The 14486-nt window shown below is 70.4% G+C and carries 15 protein-coding genes; 11 read left to right on the forward strand and 4 right to left on the reverse strand.

Annotation, left to right across the window (positions count from 1 at the left end):
* Positions 1-39: 39 nt before the first annotated feature.
* The 3 genes from rsgA to BFN33_RS44325 form a co-directional block, all read right to left on the reverse strand.
* Positions 40-1050, reverse strand: a complete 1011-nt coding sequence (gene rsgA, locus BFN33_RS44315) for a ribosome small subunit-dependent GTPase A (protein WP_069765895.1) — start codon at positions 1048-1050, stop codon at positions 40-42.
* 12 nt (positions 1051-1062) lie between these two features.
* On the reverse strand, positions 1063-2388 hold the full coding sequence (gene aroA, locus BFN33_RS44320; RefSeq protein WP_069765896.1) for a 3-phosphoshikimate 1-carboxyvinyltransferase: 1326 nt from the start codon (positions 2386-2388) through the stop codon (positions 1063-1065).
* A gap of 96 nt (positions 2389-2484) precedes the next feature.
* The gene (locus tag BFN33_RS44325; protein ID WP_069765897.1) at positions 2485-3207 is read right to left on the reverse strand and encodes a M50 family metallopeptidase; all 723 of its coding nucleotides are present in this window, start codon (positions 3205-3207) and stop codon (positions 2485-2487) included.
* Positions 3208-3257: 50 nt separating this feature from the next.
* Between BFN33_RS44325 and BFN33_RS44330 the strand changes: the two genes are divergently transcribed.
* The 10 genes from BFN33_RS44330 (at position 3258) to BFN33_RS44375 (ending at position 13228) form a co-directional block, all read left to right on the forward strand.
* Positions 3258-4073: an SOS response-associated peptidase gene (locus BFN33_RS44330; protein ID WP_069765898.1), complete on the forward strand. Its 816-nt coding sequence runs from the start codon at positions 3258-3260 to the stop codon at positions 4071-4073.
* 9 nt (positions 4074-4082) lie between these two features.
* Complete coding sequence (locus BFN33_RS44335; RefSeq protein ID WP_069765899.1) at positions 4083-4712, forward strand: alpha/beta family hydrolase; 630 nt, start codon at positions 4083-4085, stop codon at positions 4710-4712.
* Between the two features lie 257 nt (positions 4713-4969).
* On the forward strand, positions 4970-5653 hold the full coding sequence (gene sigR, locus BFN33_RS44340; protein ID WP_007384596.1) for an RNA polymerase sigma factor SigR: 684 nt from the start codon (positions 4970-4972) through the stop codon (positions 5651-5653).
* Entirely contained in the window at positions 5650-5961 is a 312-nt protein-coding gene (rsrA, locus tag BFN33_RS44345; protein ID WP_069765900.1) for a mycothiol system anti-sigma-R factor, read from the forward strand. Before sigR ends, rsrA begins: the two co-directional genes overlap by 4 nt.
* A 115-nt stretch (positions 5962-6076) precedes the next feature.
* Positions 6077-7417 carry an HD-GYP domain-containing protein gene (locus BFN33_RS44350; RefSeq protein ID WP_069765901.1) on the forward strand — a complete coding sequence of 447 codons (1341 nt, stop codon included), beginning with the start codon at positions 6077-6079 and terminating at the stop codon, positions 7415-7417.
* Positions 7414-8682 (forward strand): HD-GYP domain-containing protein, encoded by a 1269-nt coding sequence (locus BFN33_RS44355; protein ID WP_069765902.1) that lies wholly within the window; start codon positions 7414-7416, stop codon positions 8680-8682. Before BFN33_RS44350 ends, BFN33_RS44355 begins: the two co-directional genes overlap by 4 nt.
* Positions 8683-8786: 104 nt before the next feature.
* Positions 8787-9767 carry a hypothetical protein gene (locus tag BFN33_RS44360; RefSeq protein WP_069765903.1) on the forward strand — a complete coding sequence of 327 codons (981 nt, stop codon included), beginning with the start codon at positions 8787-8789 and terminating at the stop codon, positions 9765-9767.
* 73 nt (positions 9768-9840) lie between these two features.
* Positions 9841-10491: a peptide deformylase gene (def, locus tag BFN33_RS44365; RefSeq protein ID WP_069765904.1), complete on the forward strand. Its 651-nt coding sequence runs from the start codon at positions 9841-9843 to the stop codon at positions 10489-10491.
* Between the two features lie 281 nt (positions 10492-10772).
* Positions 10773-11858 carry an epi-isozizaene synthase gene (gene cyc1 / locus BFN33_RS44370; protein WP_088245520.1) on the forward strand — a complete coding sequence of 362 codons (1086 nt, stop codon included), beginning with the start codon at positions 10773-10775 and terminating at the stop codon, positions 11856-11858.
* A complete protein-coding gene (locus tag BFN33_RS44375; RefSeq protein WP_069765906.1) occupies positions 11855-13228 on the forward strand; it encodes a cytochrome P450 in 1374 nt (457 codons plus the stop codon). The genes cyc1 and BFN33_RS44375 overlap by 4 nt, the downstream gene beginning before the upstream one ends.
* 1 nt (position 13229) lies before the next feature.
* Here BFN33_RS44375 and BFN33_RS44380 read toward each other — a convergent pair whose 3' ends face one another.
* Positions 13230-14195: a GlxA family transcriptional regulator gene (locus tag BFN33_RS44380; RefSeq protein WP_069765907.1), complete on the reverse strand. Its 966-nt coding sequence runs from the start codon at positions 14193-14195 to the stop codon at positions 13230-13232.
* 92 nt (positions 14196-14287) lie between these two features.
* On the opposite strand from BFN33_RS44380, the gene BFN33_RS53505 reads away from it, so the two are divergent.
* Positions 14288-14458 carry a hypothetical protein gene (locus BFN33_RS53505; RefSeq protein ID WP_176742622.1) on the forward strand — a complete coding sequence of 57 codons (171 nt, stop codon included), beginning with the start codon at positions 14288-14290 and terminating at the stop codon, positions 14456-14458.
* The last annotated feature ends 28 nt before the right edge of the window (positions 14459-14486 follow it).

Here is a 14486-nt window from a genome sequence, read left to right on the forward strand (position 1 = left end):
GCACTTACCGAACTCGCGTACAGCCAAACACCGCGGAGGTCAGTCCCCTTCGGTCCGTTCCCGTGTCGAGAGCAGCCGCCGCAGGGAGTACAGCCGGGCCGGATCGGCGTGCCCCTCGGCCACCCACGCGTCCAGCGCGCAGTCCGGCTCATCATGACTGCACGCGCGCGGACAGCCCTCGGTTCCCGGTACCAGGTCGGGAAACGCGAGGATCACGCGCGAGGGATCCACGTGATGGAGGCCGAACGACCGTACGCCCGGGGTGTCGATCACCCAGCCGGCGTCGCCCGCGAGGGGAAGCGCCAGCGCCGAGGTCGTGGTGTGGCGGCCGCGGCCGGTCACCGCGTTCACATGACCCGTCACCCGGCGCTGCTCCACCGGGACCAGCGTGTTGACCAGTGTCGTCTTGCCCACACCCGAGTGACCGACGAAGGCCGTGATCTTGCCGTCGAGATGCTCGCGCACCACGTCCGCCGCGCCGCCGTTCTCCAGCTCCTCGCGGCTGGTGACGACGTACGGGATGTCCAGGTGGCCGTACAGCTCCAGCAGCTTGTCGGGCTGGGCCAGGTCCGACTTCGTCAGGACCAGGAGGGGGGTCAGGCCACCGTCGAAGGCGGCCACCAGGCAGCGGTCGATCAGACGGGGGCGGGGTTCCGGGTCGGCGAGGGCCGTGACGATGGCGAGCTGGTCGGCGTTGGCGACGACCACGCGCTCGTACGGGTCGTCGTCGTCCGCCGTGCGGCGCAGGACCGAGGTGCGCGGCGCGATGCGGACGATGCGGGCCAGGGTGTCCTTCTCGCCGGAGAGGTCGCCGACGATGGCCACCCGGTCGCCGACGACCGCGGCCTTGCGGCCCAGTTCGCGGGCCTTCATCGCCATGACGACCCTGTTGTCGACCAGACAGGTCAGACGGCCCCGGTCGACGGTGAGGACCATGCCCTCGACCGCTTCCTCGTGCTTGGGGCGGATGTTCGTACGCGGACGGTTGCCCTTGCGGTTCGGGCGGCTGCGGATGTCGTCCTCGTCGGTGTGCTTGCCGTAGCGGCGCATGGCGTGAGTCCCCTACGCCTTCTCGCTCCCGAGCATCCCGCTCCACATGTCGGGGAAGTCCGGCAGGGTCTTGGCCGTCGTCGCGACGTTCTCGATCTGTACGCCCTCGACCGCGAGGCCGATGATGGCGCCGGCCGTGGCCATGCGGTGGTCCTCGTAGGTGTGGAAGATCCCGCCGTGCAGCCGGCGCGGGCGGATGTGCAGACCGTCGGCCGTCTCGGTGACGTCACCGCCGAGTTCGTTGATCTCCTTGGTGAGCGCGGCCAGCCGGTCCGTCTCGTGCAGGCGCAGATGGGCGACCCCGCGCAGGCTGGAGGGGGAGTCCGCGAGGGCCGCCACGGCCGCGATGCCGGGGGTCAGCTCGCCGACCTCGCCGAGGTCGACATCGATGCCGTGGATCGCACCCGAACCGGTGAACACCAGGCCGTACTCGGTGAGTTCGCAGGAACCGCCCATCTCGGTGAAGATCTCGCGCAGCCGGTCACCGGGCTGGGTGGTGTGGTGCGGCCAGTCCGGTACGACGACCTTGCCGCCGGTCACCAGTGCCGCCGCCAGGAACGGCTGGGCGTTGGAGAGGTCGGGCTCGACGGTGAGGTCCCGGCCCAGCAGGGCACCCGGCGTGACCCGCCAGACGTTCGGCTCGCCGCCCGACTCCGGGGTGTCCACCTGGGCGCCCACCGCGCGCAGCATGTCCACGGTCATCCGGATGTGCGGCATCGACGGCAGGGCGGAGCCGACGTGGCGGACCTCGACGCCCTGGTTGAAGCGCGGCCCGGACAGCAGAAGCGCCGACACGAACTGGGACGACGAGGACGCGTCGATCTCGACCGGGCCGCCGTCCAGGGCGCCCCCGCCGTGCACCGTGAGCGGCAGCGCGCCGCGGCCGTCGTCGTCGATCCGGGCGCCGAGGACACGCAGGGCGTCGATCACACCGTGCAAGGGGCGTTCGTACGACCTCGGGTCACCGTCGAAGTGGATCGGGCCGTCGGCGAGCGCGGCGACCGGTGGCAGGAAGCGCATCACCGTGCCGGCGTTGCCGACATCGACCGTGGCCGGGCCGGCGAGGCCCGTCGGAAGCACCCGCCAGGCCTCGCCCGAGCCGTCCGGGCCCACACCCTCCTCGATCGCCACGCCCATCGCCCGCAGGGCGCCCGCCATCAGCAGGGTGTCCCGGGAACGCAGCGGGCGGCGCAGCCAGCCGGGCTCGGAGGCGAGGGCGGCCAGTACGAGGGCTCGGTTGGTGACCGACTTCGACCCCGGCACGTGGACCGTCGCGTCGACGGCTGCGCTCGCGTGGGGGGCGGGCCAGAGGGCGGTGTCTGCGGGGTTCGAGGCCATGGGGTCCACTTTAGTGGGGGGTCGTCCGTCGGGGCCGCGCCATCGAGGCTGGTCGCGCCCGCGGCGGAGCCGGCCCCGCACCTCCGAGCCGGCTGGTCACACCTCCAGCAACCACCTTCCGCCGCCTATCAAGGAGCACAGGCTCACCGCGTGGAACAGGAACAGCCACAGCCCCGCCGGTACGTGCGTCAGGCGGGACAACTGGTCCGCGTCCGAATCACCCGTACCGCCCCGGGCTCGCTTCGCCTGGAGTTCGAAGGCCGGACGCACCCCGCCGAGCAGCAGGAACCACACCACGGCGTACGCGAACGCGGCCTGCACCTGGGGGCCGGCGAGCCAGGACACCACCACGAAGGTGCCGCCCGTGAGCACCACCGTCAGCGCCCCGTACGCGTTGCGGATCATCACCAGCATCACCACCAGCAGGGTCGTCGCCACCCACAGCAGCAGGGTGATCCGGCCGGCGGCCAGCAGGGCGGCGCCGCCGAGGCCGAGCAGCGGGGGAGCGGTGTATCCGGCCGCCGCCGTGAGGATCATGCCGATCCCGTGCGGCTTGCCCCGGCTGACCGTCAGTCCGCTGGTGTCGGAGTGCAGGCGTATGCCGGTGAGCTGACGTCCCGTGAGCAGGGCGACCAGACCGTGGCCGCCTTCGTGGGCGATGGTGATGGCGTTGCGCGAGAGCCGCCACAGCGTATGCGGGACAACTATGGCGAGTGCCGCCACCATGGTGGCCAGAACCACCCACAGGTCGGGGTCGGGCTGCAGGCCGACGAGGCGGTCCCAGAGGTCGGGCAGCGCGGTCGATGCGGTGCTGTCCATGTTTCCCGGTGGCTCCCTCTCCTCGTACGGAGTCTGGCAGTGTGGCACGTATGTGCGGACGGTATGCAGCGAGTCGTAGGCCCGAGGATCTCGCAGGAATCTTTGAGATCGAGATGTGGGAACCCGAGGAAACCCTGGAGCCCGACTACAACGTGGCCCCGACCAAGGAGGTTTACGCCGTCCTGGACCGTCCTCTCAAGGACGTCGAGGACCCGCGCCCGGTTCGGCAGCTGCGGAAGCTGAAGTGGGGGCTGGTGCCGAGCTGGTCCAAGACCCCCGAGGGCGCTGCCCGGATGATCAACGCGCGCGCCGAGACCGTGCACGAGAAGCCGTCGTACAAGAGGGCCTTCGCCACCCGCCGCTGCATCATCCCGGCCGACGGCTACTACGAGTGGGTCACCGGCTCCGGCGAGCGGGAACTGGAGGTCGAGGGGAAGAAGAAGCGGCCGCGCAAGCAGCCCTACTTCGTGCTGCCCGCCGACGGTTCGGTGTTCGCGATGGCCGGACTCTACGAGTTCTGGCGCGACAAGACCCTGCCCGACGACCATCCGCAGGCCTGGTGGACGACCTGCTCCGTGATCACCACCGAGGCGGAGACGGGCCCGCTGGCGGTCTCCCCGGCCGACGGCCCGCGCTCGCTCGTCGACATCCACCCCCGGATGCCGCTGATGCTGACCCCGGACCGCTGGGACACCTGGCTCGACCCGTCCCACACCGACCTCGACGACCTGCGCGGCCTGCTCGCACCGCCGCCCGAGGGGCTGATGTGGGCCTATCCGGTGAGCACGGCCGTCAGCAACGTCCGCAACAACGGGCCGGAGCTGCTCAAGGAACTGGAGGGGCCGGAAGAGGGCACCCTCTTCTAGCCTTCTGGTGTGAAGACCGAGATCATCAGCACCGAGGCGGGGGACGCCCGCATCACCTGGCACCCGGCGCGAACGGCGCGGCTCGTGCTGGCCGTGAGCCATGGCGCCGGCGGCGGCATCGAGGCACGGGACCTCCAGGCGCTCGCCCGGGTGCTCCCCGGCCAGGGCGTGAGCGTCGCTCTGGTCGAGCAGCCCTGGCGGGTGGCCGGCAAGAAGGTCGCGCCCGCGCCGAAGACGCTGGACGCGGGATGGCGGGGCGTCTGGCCCGCGCTCGTGGGGCCCGGCCTGCCGGTGATCTCCGGCGGGCGCAGTGCCGGGGCCCGGGTCGCCTGCCGTACGGCCGTGGAGCTGGGCGCCGCCGCCGTCCTCGCCCTGAGCTTCCCGCTGCACCCGCCCGGCAGGCCGGAGAAGTCCCGCGCCGGGGAACTGCTCGGATCCGGAGTGCCCACCTTGGTCGTACAGGGCGGCAACGACCCGTTCGGGAAGCCGGAGGAGTTCCCTGACGGATCCTTCGAACTGGTCGAGGTGCCCGGCGGCGATCATGGCTTCGTCGTGCCGAAGCGGGCGCGGATCACTCAGGAGGAGGCCGTGACGGTGGTCACGGACGCGGTCGTGAAGTGGCTCGGGTCACTGGGGTGAAAGCCCGGGAATGCTGAGCCGCGGACCTCTGTTGAGGCGGACAGAAGCGCTGAAGAGCAGCGCAGACCGTCGTAGGAGAGGAAGTCCGCCGCATGGGTTCGACCTTCTGCCCGAGGCGCACCAGTCGCGCTGACCTGGACTGGACGGTGCTGCATGCGGCCAAGACCACGCCCATTCGAGGGGCGGCCGGGACGGGTAGTCGTCTATCCTCCAATTCCGGTGGCATCGGTTTCGATGCTGCCCGGAATCTTGAGGAGGTGGGTCCGGTCACTGGGATCGACGCAGGGACCGACAACGGCCAGGCGGAGCAGCCCGAGGGCCAGGGCGCGAGCACGGAGTCGACCGCGGAGCGCACCGCGCGCTTCGAGCGGGACGCGCTCGAATTCCTCGACCAGATGTACTCGGCCGCTCTGCGTATGACGCGCAACCCGGCCGACGCCGAGGACCTGGTGCAGGAGACGTATGCCAAGGCGTACGCGTCCTTCCACCAGTTCCGTGAGGGGACCAACCTCAAGGCGTGGCTGTACCGGATCCTCACCAACACCTTCATCAACTCGTACCGCAAGAAGCAGCGCGAACCCCAGCGCTCCGCGGCCGAGGAGATCGAGGACTGGCAGCTCGCCCGCGCCGAGTCGCACATGTCGACCGGTCTGCGCTCCGCCGAGTCGCAGGCGCTCGACCACCTGCCCGACTCGGACGTGAAGGAAGCGCTCCAGGCGATCCCCGAGGAATTCCGCATCGCCGTCTACCTCGCTGACGTAGAGGGCTTTGCGTACAAGGAGATCGCGGACATCATGGGGACACCCATCGGAACGGTGATGTCCCGACTGCACCGGGGCCGCCGCCAACTGCGCGGCATGCTCGAGGACTACGCCCGTGAGCGCGGGCTCGTCCCGGCCGGTGCCGGAGAGTCGAACGAAGCGAAAGGCTCGGGCTCATGAGCTGCGGAGAGCCGCACGAGACGGACTGCAGTGAGGTACTCGATCATCTCTACGAGTTCCTCGACAGTGAGATGCCGGACGTCGATCGCGTCAAGTTCAAGCAGCACTTCAACGAGTGCTCTCCGTGCCTGGAGAAGTACGGTCTCGAAGAGGCCGTGAAGAAGCTCGTCAAGCGGTGCTGCGGCCATGACGACGTGCCGACCGACCTGCGCTCCAAGGTGCTGGGGCGGCTCGACCTGATCCGCTCAGGACAGGCCGTGCCCGATCACGACGTGACGGCCTCGCCGGTGACACCGCAGGAGTCCTGAGCAGTCCGGTCGCCGTTCACTCGAACGTGCTAATCGGCGGGTGATCAGCCCACACCGCCTCCCCTCGCCGCCCTAGGCTCCTCGCAGCTGTGCGGACTTGGGCTGGAGGGGCGAGATGGAGGCGGTACCGGCTCGCGCGCGTGTGTACGTCGCCTGTGTCGCCGTAGCCGCACTGCTGTGTCTGCTGCCGTTGTCGGCCGTACGCACCCCCTGGTGGGAGGTCGCGCTGCTCGCCGCGGTCGCTGCCGGATGTGAGCGGGCCGCCGCCCGCTGGCGGTTCGCCGGCACCTTCTATCCGGTCCTGCTCGCCGGCGCCTTTCTGCTGCCGCCCCCGGCCGCCGCCCTCGTGGCGCTGCCGGGGGCGCTGCTGTCCCCGGTCGAGCAGCGCCCGCGGGGACTCCGCCGTGTCTGGCGGGCCGCGCAGCTCACGCTGGGTGCGTGGGCGGCCGCACGGGTGCACGGGGCGACGGGCGGCCGGGACGCGGTCGCGGCCTCCGACTTCCCGTACGCGCTGGTCCCGGCCGGACTCGCGGTGCTCGTCTTCTGCCTGGTGCTGAGCCTGCTGGACGGGGGGATTCTGGCGCTCGCCGTGGGGGCACCTCCCACGCCCTTCGGGCAGTGGGGGACGATTCCCGTACGGCGGGCCTGGCGCGGCCTGTTTCTGCGCTCCCTGGCCCCCGTCGCCGTACACGGGCTGGCCGGGCTCATGATGGCCGTCCTGTGGCGCAGTCCCTACGGTCCCGTCGCCGCGTTGCTCGTGCTGCTGCCGATGTGTGTGTCGTGCTGGGTGTTCGCGCAGTACCACCGGGAGCGCGCCGCCCACCAGGCCACCATCCGGGCGCTGGTGCAGGCCGTCGACATCAAGGACGAGTACACGCGCGGGCACAGCGAGCGGGTCGGGCAGGCGTCGATGATGATCGCGCGGGAGCTGGGCATGGAGGACGCCCGGATCGAGGTGCTGCGGTTCGCCGGGATCCTGCACGACGTGGGAAAGCTCGGGGTGCCGACGCGGCTGCTCAGGAAGGACGGGCCGCTGACCCCGCAGGAGCGGCGGATCATCGAGCTGCACCCCGAGTACGGGCACGAGATGGTCCGGGGCATCTCCTTCCTCGGGGAGGCCCGGGCCGCCGTGCTGCACCACCACGAGCGGCTGGACGGAAGCGGGTACCCGTACGGACTGACAGGGGGTCAGATCCCGGAGTCCGCGCGGGTGGTGGCCGTCGCCGACGCCTTCGACGCCATGACGTCCACGCGCTCCTACCGGCGGGCCCGGCCCGTCGGCGCCGCGCTGGAGGAGCTGGAGCGGTGCGCGGGCAGCCAGTTCGACCCACGGATGGTGACGGCCCTCGTCCGCGCCCTTTCCCGGCACGGCTGGCATCCGGCGGTCACGGCCGACGAGCCCGGGGTGCCGCGTCCTCGCCCGACCGTCACGGGGCGGCCGGGGGTACACCGGTGAGCGCCCGCAGCGCACCGCAGACCTCCTGCCGGGTACCGCCGCTCTTCACCCTGGTCCACACCTCCGCCGCCCTCCTCGCCACCGGCTCGCTCGCCTTCGTCCTCTGGACCGGTCTCGAGGAGCGCGGCACCGCCCTCACCTTCGGGGTGCTGATCGCGGCCGGTGAGCTCAACCGGCGCAGCGGTCCCCATGTCAGGGAGGCCGCGCCCCTCGGTGCCGCCGGGGCGCTGTCGTACGCCCTGCTCGGCGAGAACGCCGGTACGCCCACGCAGCACGGCGCCGCCCAGGTGGTCACCGTCGTCGTCGCCGCCTCGCTCGTCGGCAGCGTGCCGCACGTCGGACGCGGACAGGGCCCCACCGCCGACCAGCTCGCCCGCCGCGTCCTGACCGTCGGATTCGCCGCCGTGTGCTTCCAACCCCTGTACAACCAGGGGACCTTCGCACAGTGGAGCGGTCCCGCGTACGCCCTGCTCCTGCTCGCCCTGCTCTCGCTCACCGCGCTGTGCGACGCCGTGCTCGCGGCCGCCCTGGCGCACTCCCGCACCCGCTGGCCCTTCGGCCCGCTGCTCAGGGACGAGCTGCGGACCCTGCTCGGCATCGGGTCCGCCGTCGTGGCCACCGGGGCCGTGATGGCCCTCGCGGTCGCCGTCGCGGGACTGTGGGCGCTGCCCGTCTTCTCGGTGCCGCTGCTGCTCACCCAGCTCTCCGTCCGCCGGTACGCCGCCGTCCGCTCCACCTACCGGCAGACCATCGCCTCCCTCGCCCGTGCCACCGAGATAGCCGGATACACGCCCGCCGGGCACGCCCGCAGGGTCGCGGCGCTCAGCCGGGAGGTCGGGCGCGACCTGGGACTGTCCCGGCCCGAGCTCACCGTCCTGGAGTACGCCGCACTGATGCACGACATCGGCCAGCTGAGCCTCGTCGACCCGGTGGCCGCGGGCGCCACCGCGGGCCTGCCCCTCGTCGAACAGCGCCGTATCGCGCTCCTCGGCGGGGCCGTCGTACGGCAGACCGGGGTGGACGCGGCCGTCGCCGTGGTCGTGGAGCGGCAGGCCGACCCCTGCGGGGAGCAGCCGCTGGCCGCGCGGATCGTGCGGGCCGTGAACGCGTACGAGGAGAAGGCGCGGGACGCCGGACCCGGCGGTCCACTGACCGCGCTCGAGGAGCTGCGCCTGGGCACCGCGGGGGACTACGCTCCGGAGGTCGTGGAGGCGCTGGCCAGGGTGCTGTCGAGAGACTGTCTGACCTCCCCCGTGACGGGGTAACCCATGGGTAATGAGCGCCCTTCCAAGCACACGTGGTTGGATGCGAGAGAGAGGGTGTCCGGGGGCACAGCCAGCCCACTCGACGGAACTGGCAGGCGGGAATCGTGAGGATCTTCGGCAAGGGACGGCACCGGCCCTCCGCCTCCTGGCGGCAGGCCACGGACCGCGCGTTCACGCTGATCGGCGACGGCCGCTACGAGGACGCGGGCGCGCTGCTGACACGTGCCGCGGACCTGGAGCCGTGGCTGTCGGAGTCCTGGTTCAACCTCGCCCTGCTGCACAAGTTCCGGCACGACTGGGAGCAGGCACGGGCCGCCGGCCTCAGGGCCGTGGCGCTGCTCGACCGGGAGACCGGGGCGCCCGACTGGTGGAACGTCGGTATCGCCGCGACCGCGCTCCAGGACTGGTCGCTGGCGCGGCGGGCCTGGCAGGCGTACGGGCTGCGGGTGCCCGGTGGGGCGACCGCGGCCGGTGAGCCGCTCGGCATGGACCTCGGCAGCGCGGCCGTACGGCTGTCTCCCGAGGGGGAGGCCGAGGTGGTCTGGGGGCGGCGGCTCGACCCGGCCCGTATCGAGGTGCTGTCCATTCCGCTGCCGTCCTCCGGGCGGCGGTGGGGCGAGGTCGTGCTGCACGACGGGGTGCCGCACGGCGAGCGGACAACGGCGTCCGGGCATGCGTATCCCGTCTTCGACGAGATCGAGCTGTGGGCCCCCTCACCCGTCCCCACCTGGGTGGTTCTCCTGGAGGCGGCCACCGAGGCGGACCGGGACGCGCTGGAGCAGCTCGCGGCGGACGCCGGGTTCGCGGCGGAGGACTGGTCGTCGTCGGTGCGGCTGCTGTGCCGGATGTGCTCCGAGTCGCGGATGCCGTCGGACGAGGGCGACGGGGAGCACCTGGACCCCCATGACCACAGCGAACCGGGACACCCGGGGCCGCTGGGGCACCGCACGGACGGTCAGCTGTGGGTGCCGGAGCGGGAGTGTGGGGTGGCCGCGCCGGCCTCGCTGGTCCGGGGATTGTTGGACGGATGGGTCGCGGACAGTCCGGATTCCCGTGACTGGCGGGATCTGGAAGAGGTCTGCTGACCGTTCGCCGTACCCTGTATCAGCGTCACACCCTCTTTGTTCTTTGTTTGTGCAGGAAGGCGATCCGTAGGTCATGGCCCAGCAGGACACCGATCAGCAGCACGCGGGCGTGCTCCCCGTCGACGACGAGGGGTTCGTCATCGACACCGAGGACACCGAGGAGCGGGAGAACGCCTGGCGTGAGCGCGGCACCTCGCGGCCCATCACCGTCGTCGGGAACCCCGTGCTGCACAAGGAGTGCAGGGACGTCACCGAGTTCGGTGAGGAGCTCGACCAGCTGGTCGCGGACATGTTCGCCAGCCAGCGGACCGCCGAGGGCGTCGGCCTCGCCGCCAACCAGATCGGCGTCGACCTGAAGGTCTTCGTGTACGACTGCCAGGACGACGAGGGCCGGCGGCACGTGGGTGTCGTCTGCAACCCGAAGCTCGTGGACCTGCCCGCGGACAAGCGCCGCCTGGACGACAGCAACGAGGGCTGTCTGTCGGTGCCCACCGCGTACGCGCCGCTCGCCCGCCCCGACTACGCCGAGGTCACCGGGCAGGACGAGAAGGGCAACCCGGTCAAGGTCCGCGGCACCGGCTACTTCGCCCGGTGCCTGCAGCACGAGACCGACCATCTGTACGGCTACCTCTACATCGACCGCCTCTCCAAGCGCGAACGCAAGGACGCGCTGCGGCAGATGGCCGAGAACGAGCCCCGCTACGCCGTGGTCGCGAACGACTGACGTCCCACAACTCCCGCCCGCACGGCGTCTGTTCAGGAAGCACTCCCCGAACAGGCGCCGTTCGCATGTGCGTCGCACATTCGATCGGATGTGCTCACATAGTGATCCGATTCGAGTCACACATGGGGAGAATCCCGACACCACGGGGTAGTGAATGAAGCAAATCCGTTCCCAGAATGCTCAGTTGTGGTGCTGAATGGGAAGAGCGGGGATACGCAACGGCGCACGCCCGGTTCAGCGGCAGGGGCGTGCGTCAACTGGCGGCTGGAAGGGGTTTGTTCGTGCCTGCTTTCCCACACAGCACCACATCGACGCCGACGGCGATCGCGGTTCCACCGTCGCTCTCTCTCCCGGTGATCGAGGCAGCGTTTCCCAGGCAACTGCATCCGTATTGGCCCAGGCTCCAGGAGAACACCCGTACCTGGCTTCGGGAAAAACGGCTCATGCCGGCGGACAAGGTGGCGGAATATGCCGACGGACTGTGCTACACGGACCTCATGGCGGGGTACTACCTCGGCGCCCCCGACGCGGTCCTCCAGGCGATAGCGGACTTCAGCGCGTGGTTCTTCGCCTGGGACGACCGGCACGACCGCGACATCGTCCACCGCCGTCCGCGCGCGTGGCGGCGGCTGAGGTTCCGCTTGCATGCGGCGCTCGACTCCCCACGGGATCATCTGCACCACGAGGATCCGCTGGTCGCCGCCTTCGCCGACAGCGTGGTGCGGCTGTACTCGTTCCTGCCGCGGACGTGGAACACCAGGTTCGCCGGGCACTTCCACGATGTGATCGAGGCCTACGACCGGGAATTCCGCAATCGCACCAGGGGAATCATTCCCCCGGTCGGCGAATATCTGGCACTGCGCCGCCTCACCTTCGCACACTGGATCTGGACGGATCTGCTGGAGCCGTGTGCGGGACGTGAACTCCCGGACGTGATAAGGGAACACCCGGCGTACCGGCGGGCGGCGCTGCTGAGCCAGGAATTCGCCGCCTGGTACAACGACCTCTGTTCGCTGCCCAAGGAAATCGCGGGAGACGAGGTCCACAATCTCGGTATCAGTCTCATCAAACACGAGGGGCTGACTCTGGAAGAGGCGATCCGGGAAATGCGGCGGCTGCTCGGGAAATGCGTGGACGCATTCCTCGTCGCCGAGGCCGACGCCCTCCGTTTCGCCGACGGTCTCGACGACGGCACCGCGCGGGGAAAAGAACTGAGCGCCGCCGTCAGGACCTGCGTCCGCAATATGCGCAACTGGTTCAGCACCGTCTACTGGTTCCACCACGAGTCCGGCCGTTACATGGTCGACAGCTGGGACGACCGGTCCACGCCCCCGTACGTCAACAACGAAGCGGCAGGTGAGAAATGACCGTCGAATCCGTGAAACCCGAGCCCACTGTGACTGCCGAGTTGCGTGAGCCGCCGTTCGCCGGCGGACGCGTCCCCCTCCTCGGCCACGGCTGGCGCATGGTCCGCGATCCGCTGAGCTTCATGTCCGGGCTCCGGCGGCACGGCGACGTCGTACGCCTCAGGCTCGGCCCCAAGACGGTGTACGCGCCCACCACCCCGGAACTGACCGGAGCGGTGGCGCTCAACCCGGACTTCATCATCGCCGGGCCGCTGTGGGAGTCCCTGGAGGGACTGGTCGGCAAGGAGGGCGTGGCCACCGCGAACGGCCCCCAGCACCGGCGGCAGCGGCGCGTCATCCAGCCCGCCTTCCGGCTCGACGCCATCCCGGCGTACGGGCCGATCATGGAGGAGGAGGCGCATGCGCTCGCCGAGCGCTGGCGGCCCGGTGAGACCGTGGACTGCACCTCCGAGGCCTTCCGGGTCGCCGTGCGCGTCGCGGCCCGCTGTCTGCTGCGCGGGGACTTCATGGACGAGCGCGCCGAACGGCTGTGCGTCGCGCTCGCCACCGTCTTCCGGGGCATGTACCGGCGGATGGTGATACCCGCGGGGCCGCTGTACCGGCTGCCCCTGCCGGCCAACCGAAAATTCAATCGAGCGCTGGCCGATTTGCATCTCCTCGTCGACGAGATCGTCGCCGAGCGCAGGGCATCCGGTCAAAAGCCGGACGATTTGCTGACGGCATTGCTGGCGGCGAAGGACGGGAATGGCGAGCCCATCGGGGAACAGGAGGTCCACGACCAGGTCGTCGCGATACTCACCCCCGGCAGCGAAACCGTCGCCGCCACGGTCATGTGGTTGCTCCAGGCTCTTGCCGCACACCCGGAACACGCGGACAAGGTGTGCGCGGAAGTCGAATCGGTCACCGGCGGACGTCCCGTGGCATTCGAGGACGTCCGGGCGCTCACGTACACGAACTATCTGGTGGTCGAGGTCATGCGTTTACGGCCCGCCGTATGGATATTGACGCGTCGGGCGGTGCGGGACACGGAACTCGGTGGCTGTCGCATTCCAGCCGGGGCCGACATCGTGTACAGCCCGTACGCGATCCAGCGCGATCCGAAGTCGTACGACGACAGCCAGGAGTTCGATCCCCTGCGCTGGAGTCCCGAGCGGGCCGGGGCCGTGCCGAAACACGCCATGAGCCCGTTCAGCACGGGCAACCGCAAGTGCCCGAGCGACCACTTCTCGATGGCCCAGCTGACGCTGATCGCGGCGGCGCTGGCCCGGAAGTACCGCTTCGAGCAGGTGCCCGGATCCGACGACACGCCACGGGTGGGCATCACGCTGAAGCCGGCCGGGCTGCTGCTGAAACCCGTGCCGAGGACGTAGGTCAGGCGGCCGCCTCCGGGCCCTGGAAGGTGCGCCGGTAGGCGTTCGGGGTGGTGCCCACCGCGCGCAGGAACTGATGACGCAGCGCGGCCGCGGTGCCGAACCCCGCGTGCCCCGCGATCGCGTCCACCGTCTCGTCCGTCGCCTCCAGCAACCGCTGGGCCAGCAGCACCCGCTGGCGCAGGATCCAGCGGTAGGGAGTCGTACCGGTCTCCTGCTGGAAGCGGCGGGCGAACGTGCGCGGGGACATGTGCGCGCGCTCGGCGAGCTGCTCCACGGTGACCTCCTCGTCGAGGTGCCGCTCCATCCACACGAGCACCTCGCCGACGGTGTCGCACTTCGACCGGGGCAGCGGCCGCTCGATGTACTGCGCCTGTCCGCCGTCCCGGTGCGGCGGTACGACCATGCGCCGGGCGATCTTGTTGGCGACCTCGGGGCCCTGCTCCTTGCGCACGATGTGCAGACAGGCGTCGATACCGGCGGCGGTGCCCGCGGAGGTGATCACCGGGTCCTCGTCGACGTACAGGACGTCCGGCTCGACCGTCAGCCGCGGATACGCGAGCGCGAGCTCCTCCGCGTGGTGCCAGTGCACAGCGCAGCGCCGGCCGTCGAGCAGTCCGGCCGCGGCCAGCACGAAGACGCCGGAGCACACGCTGAGCACCCGGGCCCCGCGGTCGACCGCGCTGCGCAGGGCATCGAGCAGCTCGGGCGGGAAGTCCCGCGTCTCGTAGCGGGCGCAGGCCGGCACGGCGATCAGGTCGGCCGACTCCAGCCGCTCCAGACCGTGTTCGACCTGTACGGCGAAACCCGCCCGCGCGGTCAGCGTCGGGCCCTCGGCCGAGGCGACCGCGAAGTCGTACACCGGCAGTCCGTCGTCGCTGCGGTCGGTCCCGAAGACCTCGCAGACAACTCCGAGTTCGAAGGGGTTCACACCGTCCAGGACGACGGCGGCCACGTTCTCCAGCATGCTGCCAGTGTGCCTCAAGGGTGGCAGTAAATCGAGGGTGTGCGGCAGTCCTGCCACTGTTTGTCAGGAGTCTGCGGCGCGACAGTAGTGACATGACTTCAGCGCAGACAGAAGGACTGATCGCCATGCTGACTGTTTTCGCCATCTTCGTCCTGCTGGTCCTCCCGTCGGTGATCGGGATCGTGCACGACAAGCGCGTCGACCGGCAGATCAGGAAGGCGCACGAGTACCGGACCAGCCACGGGGCGACCCGAACGGTCTAATCTCTCCTGGATCACCAACAGGGGAGGA

Origin of the sequence: Streptomyces sp. LUP47B (assembly GCF_001746295.1) — a bacterium.
Classification (GTDB): domain Bacteria; phylum Actinomycetota; class Actinomycetes; order Streptomycetales; family Streptomycetaceae; genus Streptomyces.

What these genes read in the sequence shown, in the direction of transcription:
- aroA (WP_069765896.1), bottom strand. Translation starts at nt 2,388, where the DNA reads ATGGCCTCGAACCCCGCAGACACCGCCCTCTGGCCCGCCCCCCACGCG.
- BFN33_RS44375 (WP_069765906.1), top strand. Translation starts at nt 11,855, where the DNA reads ATGACCGTCGAATCCGTGAAACCCGAGCCCACTGTGACTGCCGAGTTG.
- BFN33_RS44350 (WP_069765901.1), top strand. Translation starts at nt 6,077, where the DNA reads ATGGAGGCGGTACCGGCTCGCGCGCGTGTGTACGTCGCCTGTGTCGCC.
- rsgA (WP_069765895.1), bottom strand. Translation starts at nt 1,050, where the DNA reads ATGCGCCGCTACGGCAAGCACACCGACGAGGACGACATCCGCAGCCGC.
- BFN33_RS44325 (WP_069765897.1), bottom strand. Translation starts at nt 3,207, where the DNA reads ATGGACAGCACCGCATCGACCGCGCTGCCCGACCTCTGGGACCGCCTC.
- BFN33_RS53505 (WP_176742622.1), top strand. Translation starts at nt 14,288, where the DNA reads ATGACTTCAGCGCAGACAGAAGGACTGATCGCCATGCTGACTGTTTTC.
- rsrA (WP_069765900.1), top strand. Translation starts at nt 5,650, where the DNA reads ATGAGCTGCGGAGAGCCGCACGAGACGGACTGCAGTGAGGTACTCGAT.
- BFN33_RS44330 (WP_069765898.1), top strand. Translation starts at nt 3,258, where the DNA reads ATGTGCGGACGGTATGCAGCGAGTCGTAGGCCCGAGGATCTCGCAGGA.
- BFN33_RS44380 (WP_069765907.1), bottom strand. Translation starts at nt 14,195, where the DNA reads ATGCTGGAGAACGTGGCCGCCGTCGTCCTGGACGGTGTGAACCCCTTC.
- def (WP_069765904.1), top strand. Translation starts at nt 9,841, where the DNA reads ATGGCCCAGCAGGACACCGATCAGCAGCACGCGGGCGTGCTCCCCGTC.